At 37.2% G+C, this 17,853-nt stretch carries 15 protein-coding genes and 1 pseudogene; 9 read left to right on the top strand and 7 right to left on the bottom strand.

The genetic code is table 11. From position 1 onward, the window contains the following. Window position 1: 1 nt before the first annotated feature. Window positions 2-4,483 carry a translocation/assembly module TamB domain-containing protein gene (locus Q0486_RS12355; protein ID WP_299233776.1) on the bottom strand — a complete coding sequence of 1,494 codons (4,482 nt, stop codon included), beginning with the start codon at window positions 4,481-4,483 and terminating at the stop codon, window positions 2-4. 184 nt (window positions 4,484-4,667) lie between these two features. On the opposite strand from Q0486_RS12355, the gene Q0486_RS12350 reads away from it, so the two are divergent. Further along, a complete protein-coding gene (locus Q0486_RS12350) occupies window positions 4,668-6,107 on the top strand; it encodes a Na+/H+ antiporter NhaC family protein (protein ID WP_299233775.1) in 1,440 nt (479 codons plus the stop codon). Here the strand turns inward: Q0486_RS12350 and Q0486_RS12345 are convergent. Further along, window positions 6,070-7,188, bottom strand: coding sequence for a glycerate kinase (locus tag Q0486_RS12345; RefSeq protein ID WP_299233773.1), 1,119 nt, complete (start codon window positions 7,186-7,188; stop codon window positions 6,070-6,072). The two genes, Q0486_RS12350 and Q0486_RS12345, sit on opposite strands and share 38 nt — an antisense overlap. Window positions 7,189-7,842: 654 nt before the next feature. Then, window positions 7,843-8,505, bottom strand: coding sequence for a hypothetical protein (locus Q0486_RS12340; RefSeq protein ID WP_299233771.1), 663 nt, complete (start codon window positions 8,503-8,505; stop codon window positions 7,843-7,845). Between the two features lie 206 nt (window positions 8,506-8,711). Between Q0486_RS12340 and Q0486_RS12335 the strand changes: the two genes are divergently transcribed. The 4 genes from Q0486_RS12335 (at window position 8,712) to Q0486_RS12320 (ending at window position 11,560) form a co-directional block, all read left to right on the top strand. Beyond that, window positions 8,712-8,918: a hypothetical protein gene (locus Q0486_RS12335; RefSeq protein WP_299233768.1), complete on the top strand. Its 207-nt coding sequence runs from the start codon at window positions 8,712-8,714 to the stop codon at window positions 8,916-8,918. Between the two features lie 134 nt (window positions 8,919-9,052). Next, the gene (locus tag Q0486_RS12330; protein WP_299233766.1) at window positions 9,053-9,802 is read left to right on the top strand and encodes a hypothetical protein; all 750 of its coding nucleotides are present in this window, start codon (window positions 9,053-9,055) and stop codon (window positions 9,800-9,802) included. Continuing rightward, the gene (locus Q0486_RS12325; RefSeq protein ID WP_299233764.1) at window positions 9,799-11,067 is read left to right on the top strand and encodes a hypothetical protein; all 1,269 of its coding nucleotides are present in this window, start codon (window positions 9,799-9,801) and stop codon (window positions 11,065-11,067) included. The genes Q0486_RS12330 and Q0486_RS12325 overlap by 4 nt, the downstream gene beginning before the upstream one ends. Window positions 11,068-11,107: 40 nt before the next feature. After that, a complete protein-coding gene (locus Q0486_RS12320; protein ID WP_299233762.1) occupies window positions 11,108-11,560 on the top strand; it encodes a hypothetical protein in 453 nt (150 codons plus the stop codon). Between the two features lie 9 nt (window positions 11,561-11,569). On the opposite strand, the gene Q0486_RS12315 is transcribed toward Q0486_RS12320, so the two are convergent. The 4 genes from Q0486_RS12315 to Q0486_RS12300 all read right to left on the bottom strand — a co-directional run bounded on the left by Q0486_RS12315 (window position 11,570) and on the right by Q0486_RS12300 (window position 14,034). Then, entirely contained in the window at window positions 11,570-12,106 is a 537-nt protein-coding gene (locus tag Q0486_RS12315; protein ID WP_299233759.1) for a flavodoxin family protein, read from the bottom strand. Between the two features lie 5 nt (window positions 12,107-12,111). Beyond that, window positions 12,112-12,318: a hypothetical protein gene (locus Q0486_RS12310; RefSeq protein ID WP_299233756.1), complete on the bottom strand. Its 207-nt coding sequence runs from the start codon at window positions 12,316-12,318 to the stop codon at window positions 12,112-12,114. A gap of 27 nt (window positions 12,319-12,345) precedes the next feature. Next, on the bottom strand, window positions 12,346-13,236 hold the full coding sequence (locus tag Q0486_RS12305) for a DMT family transporter (RefSeq protein ID WP_299233754.1): 891 nt from the start codon (window positions 13,234-13,236) through the stop codon (window positions 12,346-12,348). Between the two features lie 63 nt (window positions 13,237-13,299). Continuing rightward, the gene (locus Q0486_RS12300) at window positions 13,300-14,034 is read right to left on the bottom strand and encodes a DUF6198 family protein (RefSeq protein ID WP_299233753.1); all 735 of its coding nucleotides are present in this window, start codon (window positions 14,032-14,034) and stop codon (window positions 13,300-13,302) included. Window positions 14,035-14,204: 170 nt separating this feature from the next. On the opposite strand from Q0486_RS12300, the gene Q0486_RS12295 reads away from it, so the two are divergent. The 4 genes and pseudogenes from Q0486_RS12295 to Q0486_RS12280 all read left to right on the top strand — a co-directional run. Beyond that, complete coding sequence (locus Q0486_RS12295) at window positions 14,205-15,113, top strand: AEC family transporter (protein ID WP_299233752.1); 909 nt, start codon at window positions 14,205-14,207, stop codon at window positions 15,111-15,113. A 799-nt stretch (window positions 15,114-15,912) separates the two neighbouring features. Next, on the top strand, window positions 15,913-17,121 hold the full coding sequence (locus Q0486_RS12290; protein ID WP_299233751.1) for an ATP-binding protein: 1,209 nt from the start codon (window positions 15,913-15,915) through the stop codon (window positions 17,119-17,121). A gap of 144 nt (window positions 17,122-17,265) precedes the next feature. Next, window positions 17,266-17,400, top strand: coding sequence for a hypothetical protein (locus tag Q0486_RS12285; RefSeq protein ID WP_299233750.1), 135 nt, complete (start codon window positions 17,266-17,268; stop codon window positions 17,398-17,400). 197 nt (window positions 17,401-17,597) lie between these two features. Beyond that, a pseudogene (locus Q0486_RS12280) lies at window positions 17,598-17,853 on the top strand (hypothetical protein); the annotation flags it as partial.

Here is a 17,853-nt window from a genome sequence, read left to right as displayed (position 1 = left end):
TTCATTTCTTGTTCTGCGACAATTTCTTCTTTCTGTATAATCGGAAATTGCTTACCCAGTCAATAAGCTCGTCCCAACGGGTGAAATCCTTTTTATAGATAAGACCTATACCCTGCGTGGTGAGCGTTGATTTAGTGAAGTATCTGTCGTTCGTCTGGTTATATCCTCTCAATCGGAAGTCGCCGTTTTTTGTCAACAGCCAGATCGCTTCGAAATCGCCTACAAAGTTAGTATTTCTCAGCGTATTTTCCTTATATCCGAAGTTTCCGTTTATAATAAGTCTGTTGTTCAGAAGTCTTCCGCTCAGTATGGCTTCTGCCTCAACGTCTGTCCAACCGTTCTGACCTGTAGTGAGGTTTGTTCCAAGGTTCCAGTTCTGGTTGTCGATTACCTGCGACAACATATTGTTAAGCTGCCCGGACAATGTGCTGAATGCCAGCGAACTTGTAGCGTCGGACTGTCCGCTCTGTGCGGCATAATCGTATGTATAGAATTTACCTACTCCCAGCAGATAGATAATCTGTGTGGTCATCTGTTCCGGTGTGCTGGTCAGACTCTTCACTACTTGTCTGTCCTCTTCGTTTACTGTAGGCAACTCTATGTCGAAACTTAAATTTGGCGATGTCAACAGTCCCGAAAGGTTTACTATACAGTTCACCCTGATATTACCTCTGGTGGATGTAGCGTCCGCAATAAGGTCGTTCAATGATGCTGAAGGGACAGTATAAACGGCCTGTACGTTCAGGTTTGCTGCCTTAGGGTCTCCATTGAAAGAAACGCTGCCTCCTTGTCTGAGGACAAAATCTTTCCTTATAATGTTCTGCATACTCAGTTTGTAGATACCTTCCGATATGTTGTAATTGCCGAATATCTGGAAATTACCTTTGTTGAAGAAGCTTATTCTCAAGCTTCCTGTACCTTTGGCAGATATGTAATCGCCTGAGGCCGGGTCCATTATAATTTTCATGTCGGCCTGTGGAGAAGGTTCTATCTGAAGATTTATTCTTATATCCGGTGGCGTATCCTCCTCTTCAAGGGCCTTTTGTACATTCAGGTAATGATATAAATCTGTTTTTATCTCTTCCTGTCTTCTTCGTGGAGTTTTATCTACGAATGTGATAAACTGTTTGCTTATGGCTTCTGTAGCCGTTCCAAGGACATATACAAAAGACGTATTGTTTTCAGCTCTGACATTTCCATCTACTACAAGTCCTGTGCTTTCATTTCCACGAATGGTTGTTCTTCCTGATGCGTATATTTTCCCATAAAAAGGAAACTCAGGAGATTCCTTGTCCGAACTGAAAACCATCATATTACTAGTGTCAAACCTGAACATGTAGCTTAGATTCTTCAGCTTTCTATGTCTCAGATATCCGTTGGCCGTGCCTGTGTGGCCTTCATTATCGCTCAGCTGTACGTTATTGAATATAAACTCGCCCGAGTTGATTATTACAGAGTCAGCCTTGGCATTGAAGTAGCTGTTCAAAACGTTTACCTTCATTCCGATTTCTGCTTTAGCTCTACCTTCAAGGTCGAGTCCCTTGAATGGTCCGAACAACCTTACGTTTCCGTAAGCTTTGCCTTTAATGTCTGTAAAGATGTCTTTGATGAAGTGTTGGAGGAAAGACATGTCCGTTCCTCCTGCATTTATGCTCAGGTCAAGACCTTTTTCTTTTGGAGATACATAACCTTTAACTCCTGTAAATACACCATCCGATTTACGGATATCTGCATCCAGAAGAATTCTGCCTTTTTCATTATCGAATCCGCCCTTTATATCCGCTTCACCCAATAAAGCTTCGTTCAACGAGAAATTGTTGACTTTCAATCTGGCATCAAGCAACGGCTTGTTAAGGACATTTGAGGCGAAAATCTTTCCACTTGCATTACCCTCGAATTTCACGGCATTGAACTGGATCATATCCATAATGTAGAGTAAGTTCACATTCTGAAGATTTACCATACATGAATCCGATTCTTTTTTGCCAAGCCTTCCGTTGATTTTTACATATTGTTTTCCATGCTCAAAAAGGAAGTTTGATATGTCTATACTGTCATTGTCAATACTTATATTGGATTTATGTATGTTCCATATAGTATCGTTAAGTACTACCTGGCTAGGCTCTAATTCTATTTCCGTGTGTAATTTACTATTGTTTATGTTTTTTGAGAAAATGGTGTTTGCAGAAATCTTTCCGCTGTATGTAACATTAGTGTTGTTTCCCCAATATACATTTGTAGCAAGTGTATCATTGTATGCTTTGGCGTTCAAACTTACGTTTACCATTGCCCCTTTATTCATAAGCATGTTAGACCTTATATGACAATGAAGGTCTTTTTCCGGATTCTCGAACAGTAATGTTGTCGATTCATACTTTTTGTTGTTGTATATTATTTCCGGTATGTTGGCATTTATATAAACCTTTGTATTGCTGTCGTCAATATAACCATTAAGTGTTGCCGGCATATTCATTTCTATCGGCAATTTCAGGACTTTTTTCAGAAAATCCGAGTTGTCGATCTTAAACTTGAGAGTAAAGTTATTGCTTGTTTCCTGCTTTATTATTCTGTTGTTTTCCTGAAAGAAGGATGGTATATATCTGTGAGCGACTTTTACTACACTGGATGTTATTGTCTTATAAGAATAATTCCCGTTTATTTCTCCATTAATGAAATTGGACTTGATTTGAATGTCATTTCCTTTTAAATTTTTGTTGGCGATTAGTCGGAAGTATGGCAGAAAATAATTTTCATCGGCGTTCTCAGACGTACACGTCAGACTGTCGATATTGATGTAACCTTCAATATCATCGATTGATTTACCTCTGAAATCTGCCAGAAGATTCAAAGAGTACGTTGTATTGACATATTTTTCAGTAAGTTTCAATCTGTCGGGTCTGAAATCCTTTAATCCTGCTGTGAGCTTGAACACCGGAATCTCTTCAGCAGTGGAAAATTTTCCGTCAATATTCAGTTTCACGTTTTTATCATTGATAGCGATATGTCCGTTAAATCCTCCGGGTGTATACATACCATTCAGTTTGATGTTGTGATATGTATATCCTTTTACATCCAGCGATTTAATCTCGCCTTTTACGTAAGACTCCGGTTTGTTATCCTGATAAGTGAGCCCGTTCAGCGTAATATCGAATGAAGCGTTGCCCAACATATTCTTTTTCTTAGCCAATTTCCCAAGATTCAGTTTCTCGGAATAGAATCTTCCTGAATAGGATCTTCTTTTGTTTATTGAATCCCTATTCATGAAAAAGTTGGACTTAATATTACCTAGCGGAGTATAAACTATAAGTTTGTTTTCAATCTTTTCAGGTGTACCTTTGATGTTTCCCGAAATACTTGCTGAAGAAATTCTATGGACTATGTCAGGAATATTGGCATTTCCGTTTATATTCTTGAAAATCCACTTTACACCTTTCTCGTTTATATCAAGCTTTTTTACATCGACGTCGAAATACATGTCTGTCGAGTCGTTTACAGTGGTCAAATTGCCTCCAAAAGCAAGAGTGACTGTCCTGTCGTTCGAATAAATGTTTAAATTCTTGATATAATGTTTGCTTCCTTCGTTTTTCAAGCCGGCATAAAGATTTATAGTATCATTAAAATTCTTCAATGACGGTACTAAAGGTTTTATATCCGATAGAACAATTTTTGCAGACATGTCACATCTATAGTTGATATCGGATATTTTTCTTATATTCAGCATATTGTTGAAATCAGAAACCAGACTATCCAAACGGATGTTGCTGTTGGGCAGTAACAGTTCGAAATCGTCAATGCGCATGTTGCTCTTGTTTCCAATAGCCTTAAATGACAGTTTTTTTAATATAAGACCGGATTTTTCTGCCATGCTCAAACGTTTGACATGGATATTGAGTGAGTCTTCTGTCAATGCTTTAAGAGATATGTTTGCTGAAATGTTTTTTACAGAAAGATGTGACGGATTGAATTTACCTTCGGTCTCTGCTTCTGAAAGAATATTGAAGTTTACACTGCTTCTTCTTACAAGCACAGAATTGATTCTTAAATCAATGGCTTTCTTTTCCTTGTCTTTATCTTTGTTTATAAAAAGGTCTGTTATGAATTTTATATTTATGTCGGAATTCTTGTCTTTCTTTTCAAGATTGAAATCTGAACCAAATAATTGAATACTGTTTATACTGATTTTTCCACGGATAATAGCTTGAATGTCGAATTTGGCTGAGAATCTGGCTATATTGACAAGCCTTTCGCCTTCAGGACCATAAATTTCCATGTCATTGACAATAATCCTGTTCAATAATCCCAAATCAATATTGCCGATTTTCACTTCTGTATTCAATAATTTTGAGAGTTCGCGTACTGCAAACGAACTGATACCTTGCTGAACGAAAGGAATATTAAGCAAAGCTATCAATCCGAAATATATGACCATCATTGATATGATAATGGTTCTTAATGTATGTTTTAACAGTGTGAACTTTCTCATTATAATGTGTAAATCAGTACAAAAATACAAATAACATGCTTAATTCACCCATAAAAGCTAATGATATTTCAGAAATTTTGCAAAAAAAATGGAATATCAGTGTCATTTTTATCCGAATAATAGAAAATATTCAGACCTTTGCACGGGTTTTTATTCAGGTTTAAAATTAAGATTGTTTTTGAGGATGAAAAAATTGACAACTTATCCCTCTCCATTTTTCTCTATTTTGCCAATTGCCATATTGGTGGTCTTGTTGTATTTCACTATCGGAAGTTTCGGATCTGATGCTCTTTCAGGTGCCAGTCAGGTTTGTCTGCTTATTGCTACAGCCATTTGTGCGGCAATAGGAATGACTGGTTATGGCATAAAATGGAAAGATATTGAACATGCCATAGTGAATAATATAGCAGGAGTGAGTTCGGCTCTTATCATACTGTTGATTATTGGAGCTTTGTCTGCCGCATGGATGCTCAGTGGAGTAGTGCCTACATTGATTTATTACGGTGTGCAACTGATACATCCGAGTCTTTTCCTGGCATCATGTTGTGTTATTTGTGCCATAGTGTCTGTTATGACGGGAAGCTCGTGGACTACTATTGCAACCATAGGTATTGCACTGATGGGAATAGGAAAGGCTCAGGGCTTTGAAGAAGGCTGGATAGCAGGTGCCATTATTTCAGGAGCTTATTTTGGTGACAAGGTATCTCCTTTGTCCGATACTACTATTCTTGCGTCATCGGTTACGGATACTCCGCTTTTCACTCATATCAGGTATCTTATGATAACTACGGTGCCTTCGATAACGATAGCACTTATAATGTTCCTGATTGCAGGTTTCAATCATGGGGTAGGAAGCACAACAGAGATGACAGAATTTGCAAATGGTCTGGCCGACAGGTTTAATATTTCATTGTGGCTGTTGCTGGTACCGGTTGTGACTGGAATACTTATAGCCAAGAAAGTTCCGTCTATCATCACTCTGTTTATTTCGGCTACTATGGCAGTTGTGTTTATGCTCATATTCCAGATGGATAACGTGATAGAACTGGCAGGCGGAAGCAGCGATATGAGATCTATATTCAAGACCACATTGCAGACATTGTTCACTTCGTCAAGTCTTCAGGCAGAGACATCTCAGCTTACAGAGCTTATTGCCACCAGAGGTATGGGCGGTATGATGAACACTATTTGGCTGATAATCTGCGCCATGTGTCTGGGAGGCGCCATGACCGCTTGCGGAATGCTGGCAAGTATTACAGGAATGTTTGTGAAATTCACACGCAAGCTTACAGGTATGGTGGCTTCTACGGTAGGCTCGGGCATTTTCCTTAATCTGGCTACTGCCGACCAGTATATATCTATCATCCTTGTGGGAAATATGTTCAGGGATATATACAAGAACAACGGTTATGAAAGCCGTTTGCTTAGCCGTACAACAGAGGATGCCGTTACGGTGACATCAGTGCTTGTGCCGTGGAACACTTGCGGAATGACTCAGGCTACTATCTTGGGGGTGCCTACGCTGGTGTATCTGCCATACGCATTTTTTAATTATATCAGCCCTTTGATGAGCATTTTTGTTTCGGCTATAGGATATAAGATATTCCGTGTGAAGAAAGACTAATCGATTTTTTTGATATCAGTGGTATAAGGTGGGCTTCGGTCCACCTTTTTATGTTTGCTATGGCATTGTCCGGCTTCACCGCCTCTTCTGTAGGCATATTGTCAGGTGTAATGCTATACACCTTGGCAAATCCTTCGGAAAGAAGCTTCTTGTTGTCGTCAGTACGTCCGGCTATCAGCCATACAGGAACATTACGTTTCTGTGAATGTCTCAGTATCCGTTCCGGCAGTTTCCCCATCAAGGTTTGACTGTCTGCGTGTCCTTCGCCCGTGATAACCATATCGGCTCCGTTTAAGAGGCTGTCAAAATCCGTAAGTTCAAGCAACAGATCGGCACCCGACTTGAAAGTGGCATTGAAATATTGCAGGAAAGCATATCCTAATCCTCCTGCCGCACCTGCTCCGGGCTCGTTTGATTTGTCTTCTCCGATGAGGCTGGCAGATGCCTCTGCAAACTCCTTCGCTCTTCTGTCAAGTTCTATTACCATTTCCTCTGTAGAGCCTTTCTGTGGTGCAAAGATATATGCTGCTCCGTTGTTTCCGCATAACGGATTTCGTACATCGCTTGCCAGTGTGAAGCGGCAGTCGCTCATTTCTTTGTCTATAATCTCTTTTACATTTCTTCCGTCTGGAAAACTGTCAGAAATAGCTTTTAGCATTCCTCTGTCAGCATCGCTGGTGCCGCTGCCTCCAAGACCGATAATGAAATTCCTGCAACCTGCATGTAAGGCATGTATTATCAGCTCGCCAACACCATAGGAGGTTGCTATCATTGGATTACGTTCTTCCTTTGACATAAGTGTCAGTCCGCATGCCTTAGCTGTTTCTATTACAGCCGTACCTTCAGGTGCTATTCCGTACTGTGCAGTTATTGAGCGCATTAGCGGGTCGTGAACTATTGATTCAACTATCTTACCGTTCATGGCGGATATGAATGCTTCAAGCATACCTTCTCCTCCGTCAGACATTGGAATTTTATGTATCTCAATTTCTTTTGATTTTAGGGAAGATGAAACGATGTCTTCAACTTCTTCCGATGTGAGACAACCTTTGAATGAATCTATGGCGAGGATTATTTTCATGTTTGTACAAATTTGCAATTCAGATACAAATTTATTGAATTAAGTCCGAATATCAATATTGAGACAGAATGTTATTTTGTCAATTTGACATTTTGATAAATTGGGCGGCTGTAGTTGTGAAAATTGCTGATTGTTGTAGGTGTGTTTGAAAATTTTAAAATCCCGATAAGTTTTAGTTGCTATATTATTAGCAAAATGTTGTTGAAAATATAAAATTACATTCTTTTTGATTTTATATTGGGGCTAGTTGTGTTGATGTGTTGCTGCTATAATTGTGTTTTATATCTTTATGGTTTTGTGTATTTTTCTTTGTTCTAGAGTTTTAGTTGTATATTATTTGTATTATTATTAGCTTTGGCTCTTCAAGTGAAAACGCTTTGTCTTTTCAATCGTAATGACAAGACATTTTATCTTGAATGGGCTGTCGTTTTTCCTGTTAATAATAGATTTTCTGAAGAAAAGAAAGGTTAATAATTGGTTTGAATTTAACATTTTTATTTTATGAAGATATGATATAATCAACTAAATGCGGTATGCTGTTTTAGATTTCGTTCCAGATGCAATAATTTTATGTTTGTGTAAGTAATAATTTATTTAATATCGCTTGCATAATATCTGTAAACAGTCTATATTGCTATCATTGTGATAAAAGGATTATTTCAGTAGGGCTTTAAGTGACTGTTCGGGTATTTCCGGCAATATCTTTTTGAAGTGTTTCAATATTCTGTTATATGATTCTTGTGGTGTTCTGTCCGGATGGCATTTTCCAAACAATGCTTCAGGTGTGGTGAGTAGAGACCAGCCCCAGCCATATTCTCTGCCATGCCTGTCCTGAGGATAAATGAAATCTTCTGTTACTATATATCCGCCCATTTCCAGTCTGGTGATATAGGCATCAAATTTGCTGCGCATCTTCGGACCGGTAAATCCGCATGCATGGCGCAATTCGCGTGTGATGAGGCTGCCTTCTGTCCTCAGAATATCCAGTATTGTATCTTCTATGCTTCCTTCCTCTGGATATGGATAAATGCTCCTTCTGTAATTGCAAAAATCAGGCCACCATTCACGACTGATAAATGCGGCTTTGCTTTTGAAAAATTTGCCGTATGCGCAACCGCTTTCCTGCAAAATTGAACCTTTCCATTCCCAAAGCGGCCATTCCCATCCTCCGTCAGGCAAACGGTTGTATTGGCAATCTTCGTCCACAATCTCATCTGCCGACCAACCTGTGATACCCATCGGTAGAAGTGGGAGAAATCCTATTTCGTTGATATAGTCTATCAATTCAGGACAGGAGTGTATAAGTTCTTTTTCCATATCTGTAGGTTTTCAATAATGCTTAATTGCAAAGTTAATGTTTCTATTTTGAATAATCTCTTTTATTGTAGAATATCTGTAATTTAAATCTAGATATATACATTCAAAAATATGTTTTTCATTTGTCATTTGATATATAGTCAATATATTTGTGTTAACAGATTTGTTTTTTATAGCTTATTCACATAGAAAGAACTGAAATAATTATGAATCCCCCTGATATTAAACAATCAACCAAGGATGAACGCCGAGCTTTTGTCTTGGAAGCCTGGAAGTGCCTTCACGACTGTGAGTCGTGTGGCAAATGTCGTATCTTAAAAGGAAAAGATCCCGAAACATTGTATGCTGATTATATAGAAGGAGTACGTTCTTATATAGATGTCACTCTGGCTATTAGGGATAATCGTTTTTGATTATTCTTAAATTTGATATGTTTTGTAACCATATATTTAGAATTGAGATTTATATTTTCCCGAAAATTCTCAAGCCTTTGAGTAACGGTAATTCCTGATAAGTCCTTAATATTGCAAAAAAAATTATTGGCATTATGGCAGAAAAAAAATTAATATGGAATCTGATACAGCAGAGTGATGACCAAGAAATGGACTTTGCTATTGTAGCACCTTATATGGAAACCGAGTTTTGCAATTGGCTTAAAGAGGCTTATAACATAACCGACAAACGTTATTTGCAAGAGTTTATTGATAGTTACATGTCGGCTTATGAACGAATATATAATGAAGTTAATGTGGATGTTTATAGTGCTTTAGGAAAATTATTTAAGCATGTAAAAAGTGTTGCAGATTTTGCATTGGATTATTTTAATATAGTATGTGTAGCTACTATGGATGAAATGCTTGAATCCGATAAGAATGCCTTTACTAAAATGGAGATTCGCTCTATAAACTATTATATGGAATTCTTGGCGAGTATGACTGAATATGCATCCGATTATACTACTGTAAATTTGGAAATACCTTATGTGGAAGAATTTAAGGTATGGTTGGAATCAATAAAAATGCAGTATGATAATATCGTAAAAGTCATATCTAGTATGCAGTGTATTTTATCATGGTATAAATACACATCATTGTACAGCAAATATAATAATCCATATTTCACGGCTATTGCTTTAGAAACAAATAAGCAGCGAGAGGATTTTCTGGAGTTAATAGATTCGGAATCAAAACAAATTATTCAACAAATACATACAAAAAAGACTATACAAAACAGTATGTCAAATATTCGTCAATATTTTAATTTCTTAAATGGTTACTTAAAAAAAATGATATTATGAAAAATAGAAATTTAAAATACAGTTCTAAAATAAATGATATTATTCTCGGTATTAAGAAGAATAAAATAAAGACTGTAGATAAAGGATATGCGAAAAATGCGGAGGATTTCTTTAATCAGATGATTAAATGGCAGTTTGCAGATAAGGAGATGATTAAGTTTATTCATAATTCTCTCATGGAATATGTTAAACGTTCAGATGTTGTGTTCCCCATACGTCTTTATGGTAGTGCGGGAAAAGACAAATATTATTTATTGCGCAGAGGCTTTTTGTCTATGTATAAAAACGGGATGAAAACATTTTTCTGCGACAATACATTTGCTATGCCTTTTGCAGCAATGAAACTATATAATAAGATATACACAGCTTCTGATTTGATTGAGCATCTTAGCCAGAAAAATGTGGTTTGTTCATTTGGTTCTACTTCTGAAGAAAAAGAACTTACATATTATTCTTGCGAAAGCTGTAACAGAATAAACTTGAATACTTCAGGATGGTATCTTGCACATATCGTTCCTGTAGGTTATGATTTCGCAGGGAAACAACGTTTAAGCTGTGTATTTGAAAATCCTGATAGAACAGAATGGAAATCTGATGTGGAACATGTTCGGCACATTGGCAGATTGCCGGATGAAAATGAGTATTCTATACTTGTGGCACATTTCCTCCGCTTGGTACATCCATTGAATTCTTTCATTATTCCTAAAAATGAATTGGTAGCATATGCAGGAAAAAGGTTGGGAGAGGAGCTAGAACTAATCAACATAGTACAAAACTATATAAAAACTGAATTCCAAAAAGAATATTCAGAGTTGAGAGAGATTATGCAGATTCCTGAACAGAAGGAGATTGTGACAAATATCGGAGAAATTTATTGGTCTATGTCTGGATATGAGGTTTCAAAGAGAAGAAAGACTATAAAACAAATAGCCCCGTTGGTTATTTCTAGAGTCAGGAGTAAAGTGGAAGATGAATATGATGAAGACAAGGAGTTTGCTCTGGAAAATACATTAAATTCAGTCGGAAAAGCGGCATTTCTAAATTTATATCCGCTGGTTAGAAATAATATTGGAATTGATGCAAGTGAGATAGAAAAGAAATATCCTCAATATAAAAAATCTGTGCAGACACGTTTATCTTCTACACGTAGCATTATTAAGAATGGTTTGGAAACGGAAGCTCTGGAGATTATAGCAGGATCGTCTAGAATGAGTGAAACTGAACGTCAGACTGCGAGAATGTTTTTAGAAGAACTTGCAAAATAAAATCTGTGTTTAAAGTAGCATATAACTTTATCCCATAAAGATGAATGGATTCGATTATACGTGTATTGATATAAAAGAATTTCAACCTGATTTAGATGCTAGCCCTTTAGGAAATTACGAGAAGAGCTCTCTGAATGATAAGATCATGGGGATGCATTGCCAAGGATGTTATAAAAGAGGCTTAAAACCATATATACCTTTAGTAAGCCATGATTTTGATGAAGTCTGTATGGTTGGTAAAATATATATTTCAACTTATAGCGGAGAGACGATAACGGAAATGTTTGAAAATTTTAATCTAGACAAAATAAATACATATAGTGACTTGATCTTGAACTTTATATTTAAAAAAGAACCCACAAAGGATTGTATGAATCTGATTTATGAGAATTTGCGATCCTTGTCATGTAAAGACTATAATTGGGGGCTATGTATTGGTGAATACTTAGCGACCAATTATAGTGTTGAACTGATAGCTTATTGCAGAGCTTAAAAATGTAGGTTAGATATTCATTCCCATATTGTAAGCTTCCGTAAGCTTTTCGTTGCCCTCGATTGTACGTGGGGCATCGACGCCTCCACAGAACAAAGTTCCTGCAAGACGGCTCTCAGGATAACAGTCAATCCAGCCTGTCAGGCCACTGATAGCACGTTGCGGAGTTTCCGGCTCGTCTTCTGCAGCTGTTGTCAGCATATATATGTCGCGGAACTTGTAATCCAAATTGTACATGGCATTCATACGGTCAATCAGAACTTTCATCTGTCCACTCATTTCATAATAGTAAATAGGTGTGGCCCATACTACTACATCAGCATTCAGGACTTTTTGCATGATTGCATTTACGTCGTCGTTAATTACGCATTTGCCTAATTTCTGACATGCCAGACATCCTCGGCAGAATCGGATATCCTTGTTGATGAGTGAAATCTTTTCTACTTCGTTCCCTGATTTCAGTGCTCCTTCAATAAACTTGTCTGCCATCATGTCGCTGTTGGAACCGGCACGCAGACTTGTAGAAATAACAATAACTTTCTTCATATATCTTACATCATTAACATTATTCTGCCGCCTTCCTTCGTGAATATCTCCGGGAAACGGCAAATAATGGCATAAACTTGTTTGCTTGTTACTGGTTGGTTATCTTTTCGTATATGCAGTCCCGAACGATTTATAGCTTCTGCTATCTGGTCTGTGGTCATACCGCCATTCCGCTTAGTCAATACATACACTATTGCTTCTTCAATTTTCATGGCTTCTCAATATCTTATATGTCAATCTTATCGTTTTGTAGCAGTAATCATAAACGTTACAGCTACCATGGCAATGGAGATTCCTACGATAATGTTTGTTGTCAGTGGCTCGCCAAACATAAGAGTACCGACGACAATAGCAGTTATAGGTTCGAATACACCTAAAACAGAAGCCTTTGTAGCTCCGATATTTCGTGATGCTATGGCAAGTGTAGCAGTTGAAACTATAGTCGGCAACAGAGCAAGACCTACCAGATTTAGCCAGTCGGCTCCTGTTGTGATTCCTGCTGTTATGGCAGTGTCGGAACTGATGATTTTTCCAACGAATACAATTGCTCCCACTGTCAGGGCATAGAATGTAAGTAATGTATTGGATATTCCTGCAATTGCCTTACTGCGGTTGATGATTACTATGAATAGTGCGTACACCAATGCAGAGGCTATTGAAAGCACTACACCGATAGGATTGATGGTTTGTGTACCGTCACTTTGCGTCATAATGAGTACTCCACCGAATGTGGCTGCAATTGCCAGCCATACAGGCCATGACGGAACTACCTTCAAGAATACCATTATGATTGCCACAAGAACAGGGTAGAGGAATACAAGTGTGGTGGCCAGTCCGGATGCAATATATTCGTAAGCCTCGAAAAGGAATACGCTGCTCGAAGTATAGAGTAGGCCGAGGACAAATAACACACCAATCTGCTTACCCGAAACCTTGAAGCTTTGTTTACGTAGCATCAGGAACAATCCCAAAAGCAGAACCGCAAAAAAGTAGCGGAAGAAAAGTATGGATTCAGTGGCGGCACCGTTCTTCATCAGTGGAACCGCGAACAATGGATTTAATCCGTAGGTTATACCGGTAATAATTCCTGCCGGATAGCCTATAATGGCATTTTTGCTTAGTTTTTTCATGTGTTGGTTATATGTAATTGTTATCGGGGTGCAAAATTAATCAATCATATATCTGTGAACAAATTATTTTCTGTAAATGTATCTTGCCAAACCGTAGATGTACCTTCTGAATCCGGGACGGTATCTGAGCAGACGATCGAACCATTTCAGATGATGGCTTGTAATACGTACGGCCCATCCTACATAGTACATTGCGAATAATGTACCTACTCCAATGATGTGCCATTGCCATTTCCCGAAAAATATATAGCAGAAGATAATGCCGAGAAGAACTAGTGAGATATCTACCGCTATCTTAATCTTTGGAAACTCGATACCGGTTACTTTGCTGATGGCTACAGGAAAACCTTCGCCAGGCATGGTTACACTGCCGCATCTGACCTCAAGTGCGACACCTATAGCCAGAATCGTGCATCCTGCGAATTGTGCTATGGTTTTTTCAAAAAATGCTGTTGGTTGCAAGCATGAAATAATATGCATGTTCAAGTCTATCAGCATGCCGAATACGAATCCTACCAATAACTGAAACAGTTGGACCGGATCGAACTGTTGTCGGAGTACTCCCACTTGTCCAACCACCAGCAGGGCGTTCATTATGAATGTATATTGTCCGATTGTAAGTGCCGGAGTAAGCCCGTCTGTTCCGGCATCATGAAATGCATATGGCAGAACGCTGATAACACTGGCTCCTAACATACTTTTTACGCAAAGGGAAATTCCTAGAGTCATTATGTACAAGGCAATAAAAAGAAGTACATGTTGCCAAACAAAGGATATAATTTTATCTTTTCTCGTCATTTTGAATTTATTTTTATTACTTGAAAAATTCGTGTGCAAAAGTACTAAAAGCCTATAAATGGTGAATATAAAAACAGTAAATAAAAAGATATGAAAAAAAACTTTGCCTGTGAATACTCAAATACGATAATCCGTATCTTTGCACGACTTTTAAAGGTAAGAAGAAAACAATGGATGCAATCGTTACACAGATGATTATTCTGTTTATTCTGGTAATCATCGGTTATTATCTGAGTAAGAAAAAAATGATGGATGCGGATTTTGACCGTAAACTTTCTGGACTGGTTATCAATGTGACTTGTCCAAGTCTGATACTTTCGTCGGTGATGGGTGACACACTCCCTGATAAGGAAAAGATTCTTCCTTTACTCGTGGTAGGTTTTGCTACATATGTTATTCTCATTGGACTGTCTTTTCTGCTTCCACGCTATTTGCCTGTCAAATCATCCGACCGAGGCATTTATAGTTTTATGCTGGCATTTGGTAATGTAGGTTTTATAGGATATCCTATTGTGGCTTCAATTTTCGGAGCCAGTGCGGTATTCTATGCAAGTATCCTTAATTTCCCAAGTACTCTGCTGATATTTGTGTTCGGGACATTGTTCATTTCCGGCGGTCAAGGGAAGATGCGTTTCGACTGGCGTACTCTTTATTGCCCTGCCATGATTGCATCATATCTTTCTATTCTGATTGTAGTGACCGGCTGGGTACCACCACGTGTAATCAGCACTCCATTCATACTGCTTGGAAATGTGACTGTACCTGCAGCATTACTCATTATAGGCTCATCAATTGCGCGTGTGCCTATCCGTCGTATGTTTGGCAATATGGCTATTTACATTATGTCTGTTCTGCGTCTGATGCTTGTTCCGCTTCTAATTCTGTATTTATCGCGTCTATGTAGTATAGACGAAACCATAGCCAATATAAATGTTGTGCTGGCAGCTATGCCTGTTGCCTCGTATGGCACCTTGTTTTGTATCCAGTATCAGAAAGGGGAAGTAATTATGGCCGAAGGTACATTTCTTACGACCTTACTCTCAGTGCTGAGTATTCCGCTGCTTACGATGTTTCTGTAGGTGTGAACCTAATTCATTATATACAAAATATTTCATCAGTAAAAGTTATCTTGTCCGTAATTCTGTATGTATAGATTTAGGTTGTCAATGTAAAATTCGAACATTTTATTTGATATTTTGTTACTCGTTCTACTGCTAGTAACAGATCAGTAATAAAATATACAAACAAAAGAAAAGATAGCAAATAAAAATAAATATTCACTGTCTTTTTTTTAATGCCTTTATATTAGTGTGATTAATTACTTTTTCTTATTTGTTTTCAGTAACAAAATAAGACTTCACTTTCCGATGCAGTAATTGCAAGTTTTTGATTATCAAATATTTGTAGCTCTAAAAGGTACAGAAGTCTAATTTTTTGTCATTTTTAGTCATTGTAACTCATTGAATATCAACAAGTTGCATATTGTCACATTCTTTTTGTAAGACAAAGATAATTGTATTTTGTTGAATTTCAAAGTTTTCCGGCAAATAAGTTACAAGAACGAGGTATTTTTTACCCTTTTTTTAGTGATATGGCATTTTTATCAATGGCGTGCAATATCATGCAAATAGAATAAGTATTTTGTGGTTGTATTTAAATCTTTGTGAAGTAAGATAATATGAAGACTGATGTTAATTTGTATCGATTTTTCTATTAATGGATGGACTGATGTTTTGATTCAATGATTATATTAATACGGGTACAATAAATTCGATAAAAAGAGTGTTAGTTTTTAGTTCTTGCATAAATAATGCAAATATTCAAATCTAATTTGTGAATATGGATATTTAGTAATAGATTTGTGGGAAAACAGATTGTATGATAGCAAAAATAAGATTTAAGAATATGTTCTCATTCAGAGACGAGGCTATATTAAGTTTTGAAGCTGATAGAAGTAAGGATATGGAGTCATATCATGTTGTCGAATTTGGGAGTGATGTGAGACTATTGAAAGTGGCTGTCATTTATGGAGCAAATGCTTCGGGTAAGAGTAATATTATTAAAGTTTGTGATTTTATTAAGTCATTCATTACTTATACCCCACTTAATAAGGCAGAACAAATTCAAATAGTCCCGTTTCTCCTGAATAAAACAGGTTCGAGGCAGTTATCTGAATATTCGATTTCGTTCTACTTGAAGAATGAGGAAAAAGCAGTTCGTTATGTCTATTCTGTAGCTTTAGACAGATGGCACGTAGCAAAGGAAAGTCTAATCTATTATCCAAGTCAACAGCCTGCTACCATATTTGAAAGAAATACTGAGAATAATGTATCAGTTATTAAATTTGGACAGAAGATCAAAATGTCGCAATCTGTCAAAGAGGAAATAACATTGAAGTGTTTGCATAACATGTCAGTTTTTGCTGCTTATATGCAGGTAAATACACATATTGTAGAATTAGAGGCAGTTCTTCAGTATCTAACCAATCAGGTTATGCCGGCAATTGTGCCTGCATCATCTTTAAGTCGTTATGCCGAAGAATCAATCAAGAATGAGTCTGCAAAAGATTATATTTTGAGATATCTACAGGAAGCTGATTTCAATATTTCAAATATTGTTTCCAAAGAACAGGAAACACATAAGGGTTCGATTAATTATACTATGTATCAGCATAAAGTTTCATCTGATGATGGTAACAATGATTATTATGAATTCCCGGAACTGTTTGAATCGGACGGTACTATCCGTACGTTTGGCTTGGCTGCTCAAGTACAAAAGATTCTTGAAAATGATGCTTTTCTTGCTGTTGACGATATCGAATTTTCTCTTCATCCGAAATTGATAGAACATATTATTGAACGTTTTCTGAAAGAATCAGAGCAAGCCCAGTTGTTGCTCACTACACATTATGATGGACTGTTAGGAGAGGAAGATTTGCTTAGAAAAGATAATGTCTGGTTTACTGAAAAGAATCTGGATGGATCAAGTGTGCTGTATCCTCTAACAAATTTTAAGGGATTGAATAGGATCAGTTCTCTCCAAAAGGCATATAAATTCGGTAAATTCGGTGCAGTTCCTAATCTCTAATCATGTAATTTTATGAAAAAGCTAGAAAAAATAGCGATTCTTGAGAAAGCTAAATGGGCAATGAAATACTCACAGACTTAAAAATGGTTTAGCCCATGGGCTTTCTACTAAATGTGAAAAGTTTCATAAACTGTATTGGGAACAATGAGTGCCTCGTTTACTTCACAGTTCGAAAAAGAAGAAAAGGATGCTTTTTATTCTTTTAGACTTAAAGATGAAGTAGGACTTGATGTTTGTATCGATGAACAGATTTGTGAGTTTTTAGTGTCTTATCTATGAAAATAGAATCTATTTTTAAGTGCTATGAGGTCTTTACAATCGGTGAGTGATGAGAAATTTTAGAGAATAATCTACCTTGTCGGTAATCATTATGTGACAGCAGTCGCTATTTTTTAAGATGGTCTTAGTAGTAATATTTTGAACAGAAAAAGAATTGTTATTTCTTTTATTGTTCAAAATATTGCTATATTTGCAGTATGGATAGACAATTAAGTGAAATAGGAACCATTCCAGTAACGACTTCAATCATTGAATCGTTATATCCGGAACTGAAGTCTGCTAATAAGAAAGTTACTTGGCTCGAAAAACAAGGGGTTATCATCAGACTGAAGCGAGGACTTTATGTGATCAACCCAGAATATTCAGGAAAGACTCTATCGAGTGAGTTAATTGCCAATCATCTCTATACACCTTCGTATATTTCAATGTCTACTGCACTACGATATTATGGAC

This window comes from uncultured Bacteroides sp. (assembly GCF_937912035.1).
Classification (GTDB): domain Bacteria; phylum Bacteroidota; class Bacteroidia; order Bacteroidales; family Bacteroidaceae; genus Phocaeicola.
Note: the sequence above shows the minus strand (reverse complement) of the source record. Positions and strands in the feature narration are given on the sequence as shown.

Excerpts from the sequence above, each read along its gene's own strand:
- Q0486_RS12355 (WP_299233776.1), bottom strand. The coding sequence starts at position 4,483 with ATGAGAAAGTTCACACTGTTAAAACATACATTAAGAACCATTATCATA.
- Q0486_RS12350 (WP_299233775.1), top strand. The coding sequence starts at position 4,668 with ATGAAAAAATTGACAACTTATCCCTCTCCATTTTTCTCTATTTTGCCA.
- Q0486_RS12345 (WP_299233773.1), bottom strand. The coding sequence starts at position 7,188 with ATGAAAATAATCCTCGCCATAGATTCATTCAAAGGTTGTCTCACATCG.
- Q0486_RS12340 (WP_299233771.1), bottom strand. The coding sequence starts at position 8,505 with ATGGAAAAAGAACTTATACACTCCTGTCCTGAATTGATAGACTATATC.
- Q0486_RS12335 (WP_299233768.1), top strand. The coding sequence starts at position 8,712 with ATGAATCCCCCTGATATTAAACAATCAACCAAGGATGAACGCCGAGCT.
- Q0486_RS12330 (WP_299233766.1), top strand. The coding sequence starts at position 9,053 with ATGGCAGAAAAAAAATTAATATGGAATCTGATACAGCAGAGTGATGAC.
- Q0486_RS12325 (WP_299233764.1), top strand. The coding sequence starts at position 9,799 with ATGAAAAATAGAAATTTAAAATACAGTTCTAAAATAAATGATATTATT.
- Q0486_RS12320 (WP_299233762.1), top strand. The coding sequence starts at position 11,108 with ATGAATGGATTCGATTATACGTGTATTGATATAAAAGAATTTCAACCT.
- Q0486_RS12315 (WP_299233759.1), bottom strand. The coding sequence starts at position 12,106 with ATGAAGAAAGTTATTGTTATTTCTACAAGTCTGCGTGCCGGTTCCAAC.
- Q0486_RS12310 (WP_299233756.1), bottom strand. The coding sequence starts at position 12,318 with ATGAAAATTGAAGAAGCAATAGTGTATGTATTGACTAAGCGGAATGGC.
- Q0486_RS12305 (WP_299233754.1), bottom strand. The coding sequence starts at position 13,236 with ATGAAAAAACTAAGCAAAAATGCCATTATAGGCTATCCGGCAGGAATT.
- Q0486_RS12300 (WP_299233753.1), bottom strand. The coding sequence starts at position 14,034 with ATGACGAGAAAAGATAAAATTATATCCTTTGTTTGGCAACATGTACTT.
- Q0486_RS12295 (WP_299233752.1), top strand. The coding sequence starts at position 14,205 with ATGGATGCAATCGTTACACAGATGATTATTCTGTTTATTCTGGTAATC.
- Q0486_RS12290 (WP_299233751.1), top strand. The coding sequence starts at position 15,913 with ATGATAGCAAAAATAAGATTTAAGAATATGTTCTCATTCAGAGACGAG.
- Q0486_RS12285 (WP_299233750.1), top strand. The coding sequence starts at position 17,266 with ATGAGTGCCTCGTTTACTTCACAGTTCGAAAAAGAAGAAAAGGATGCT.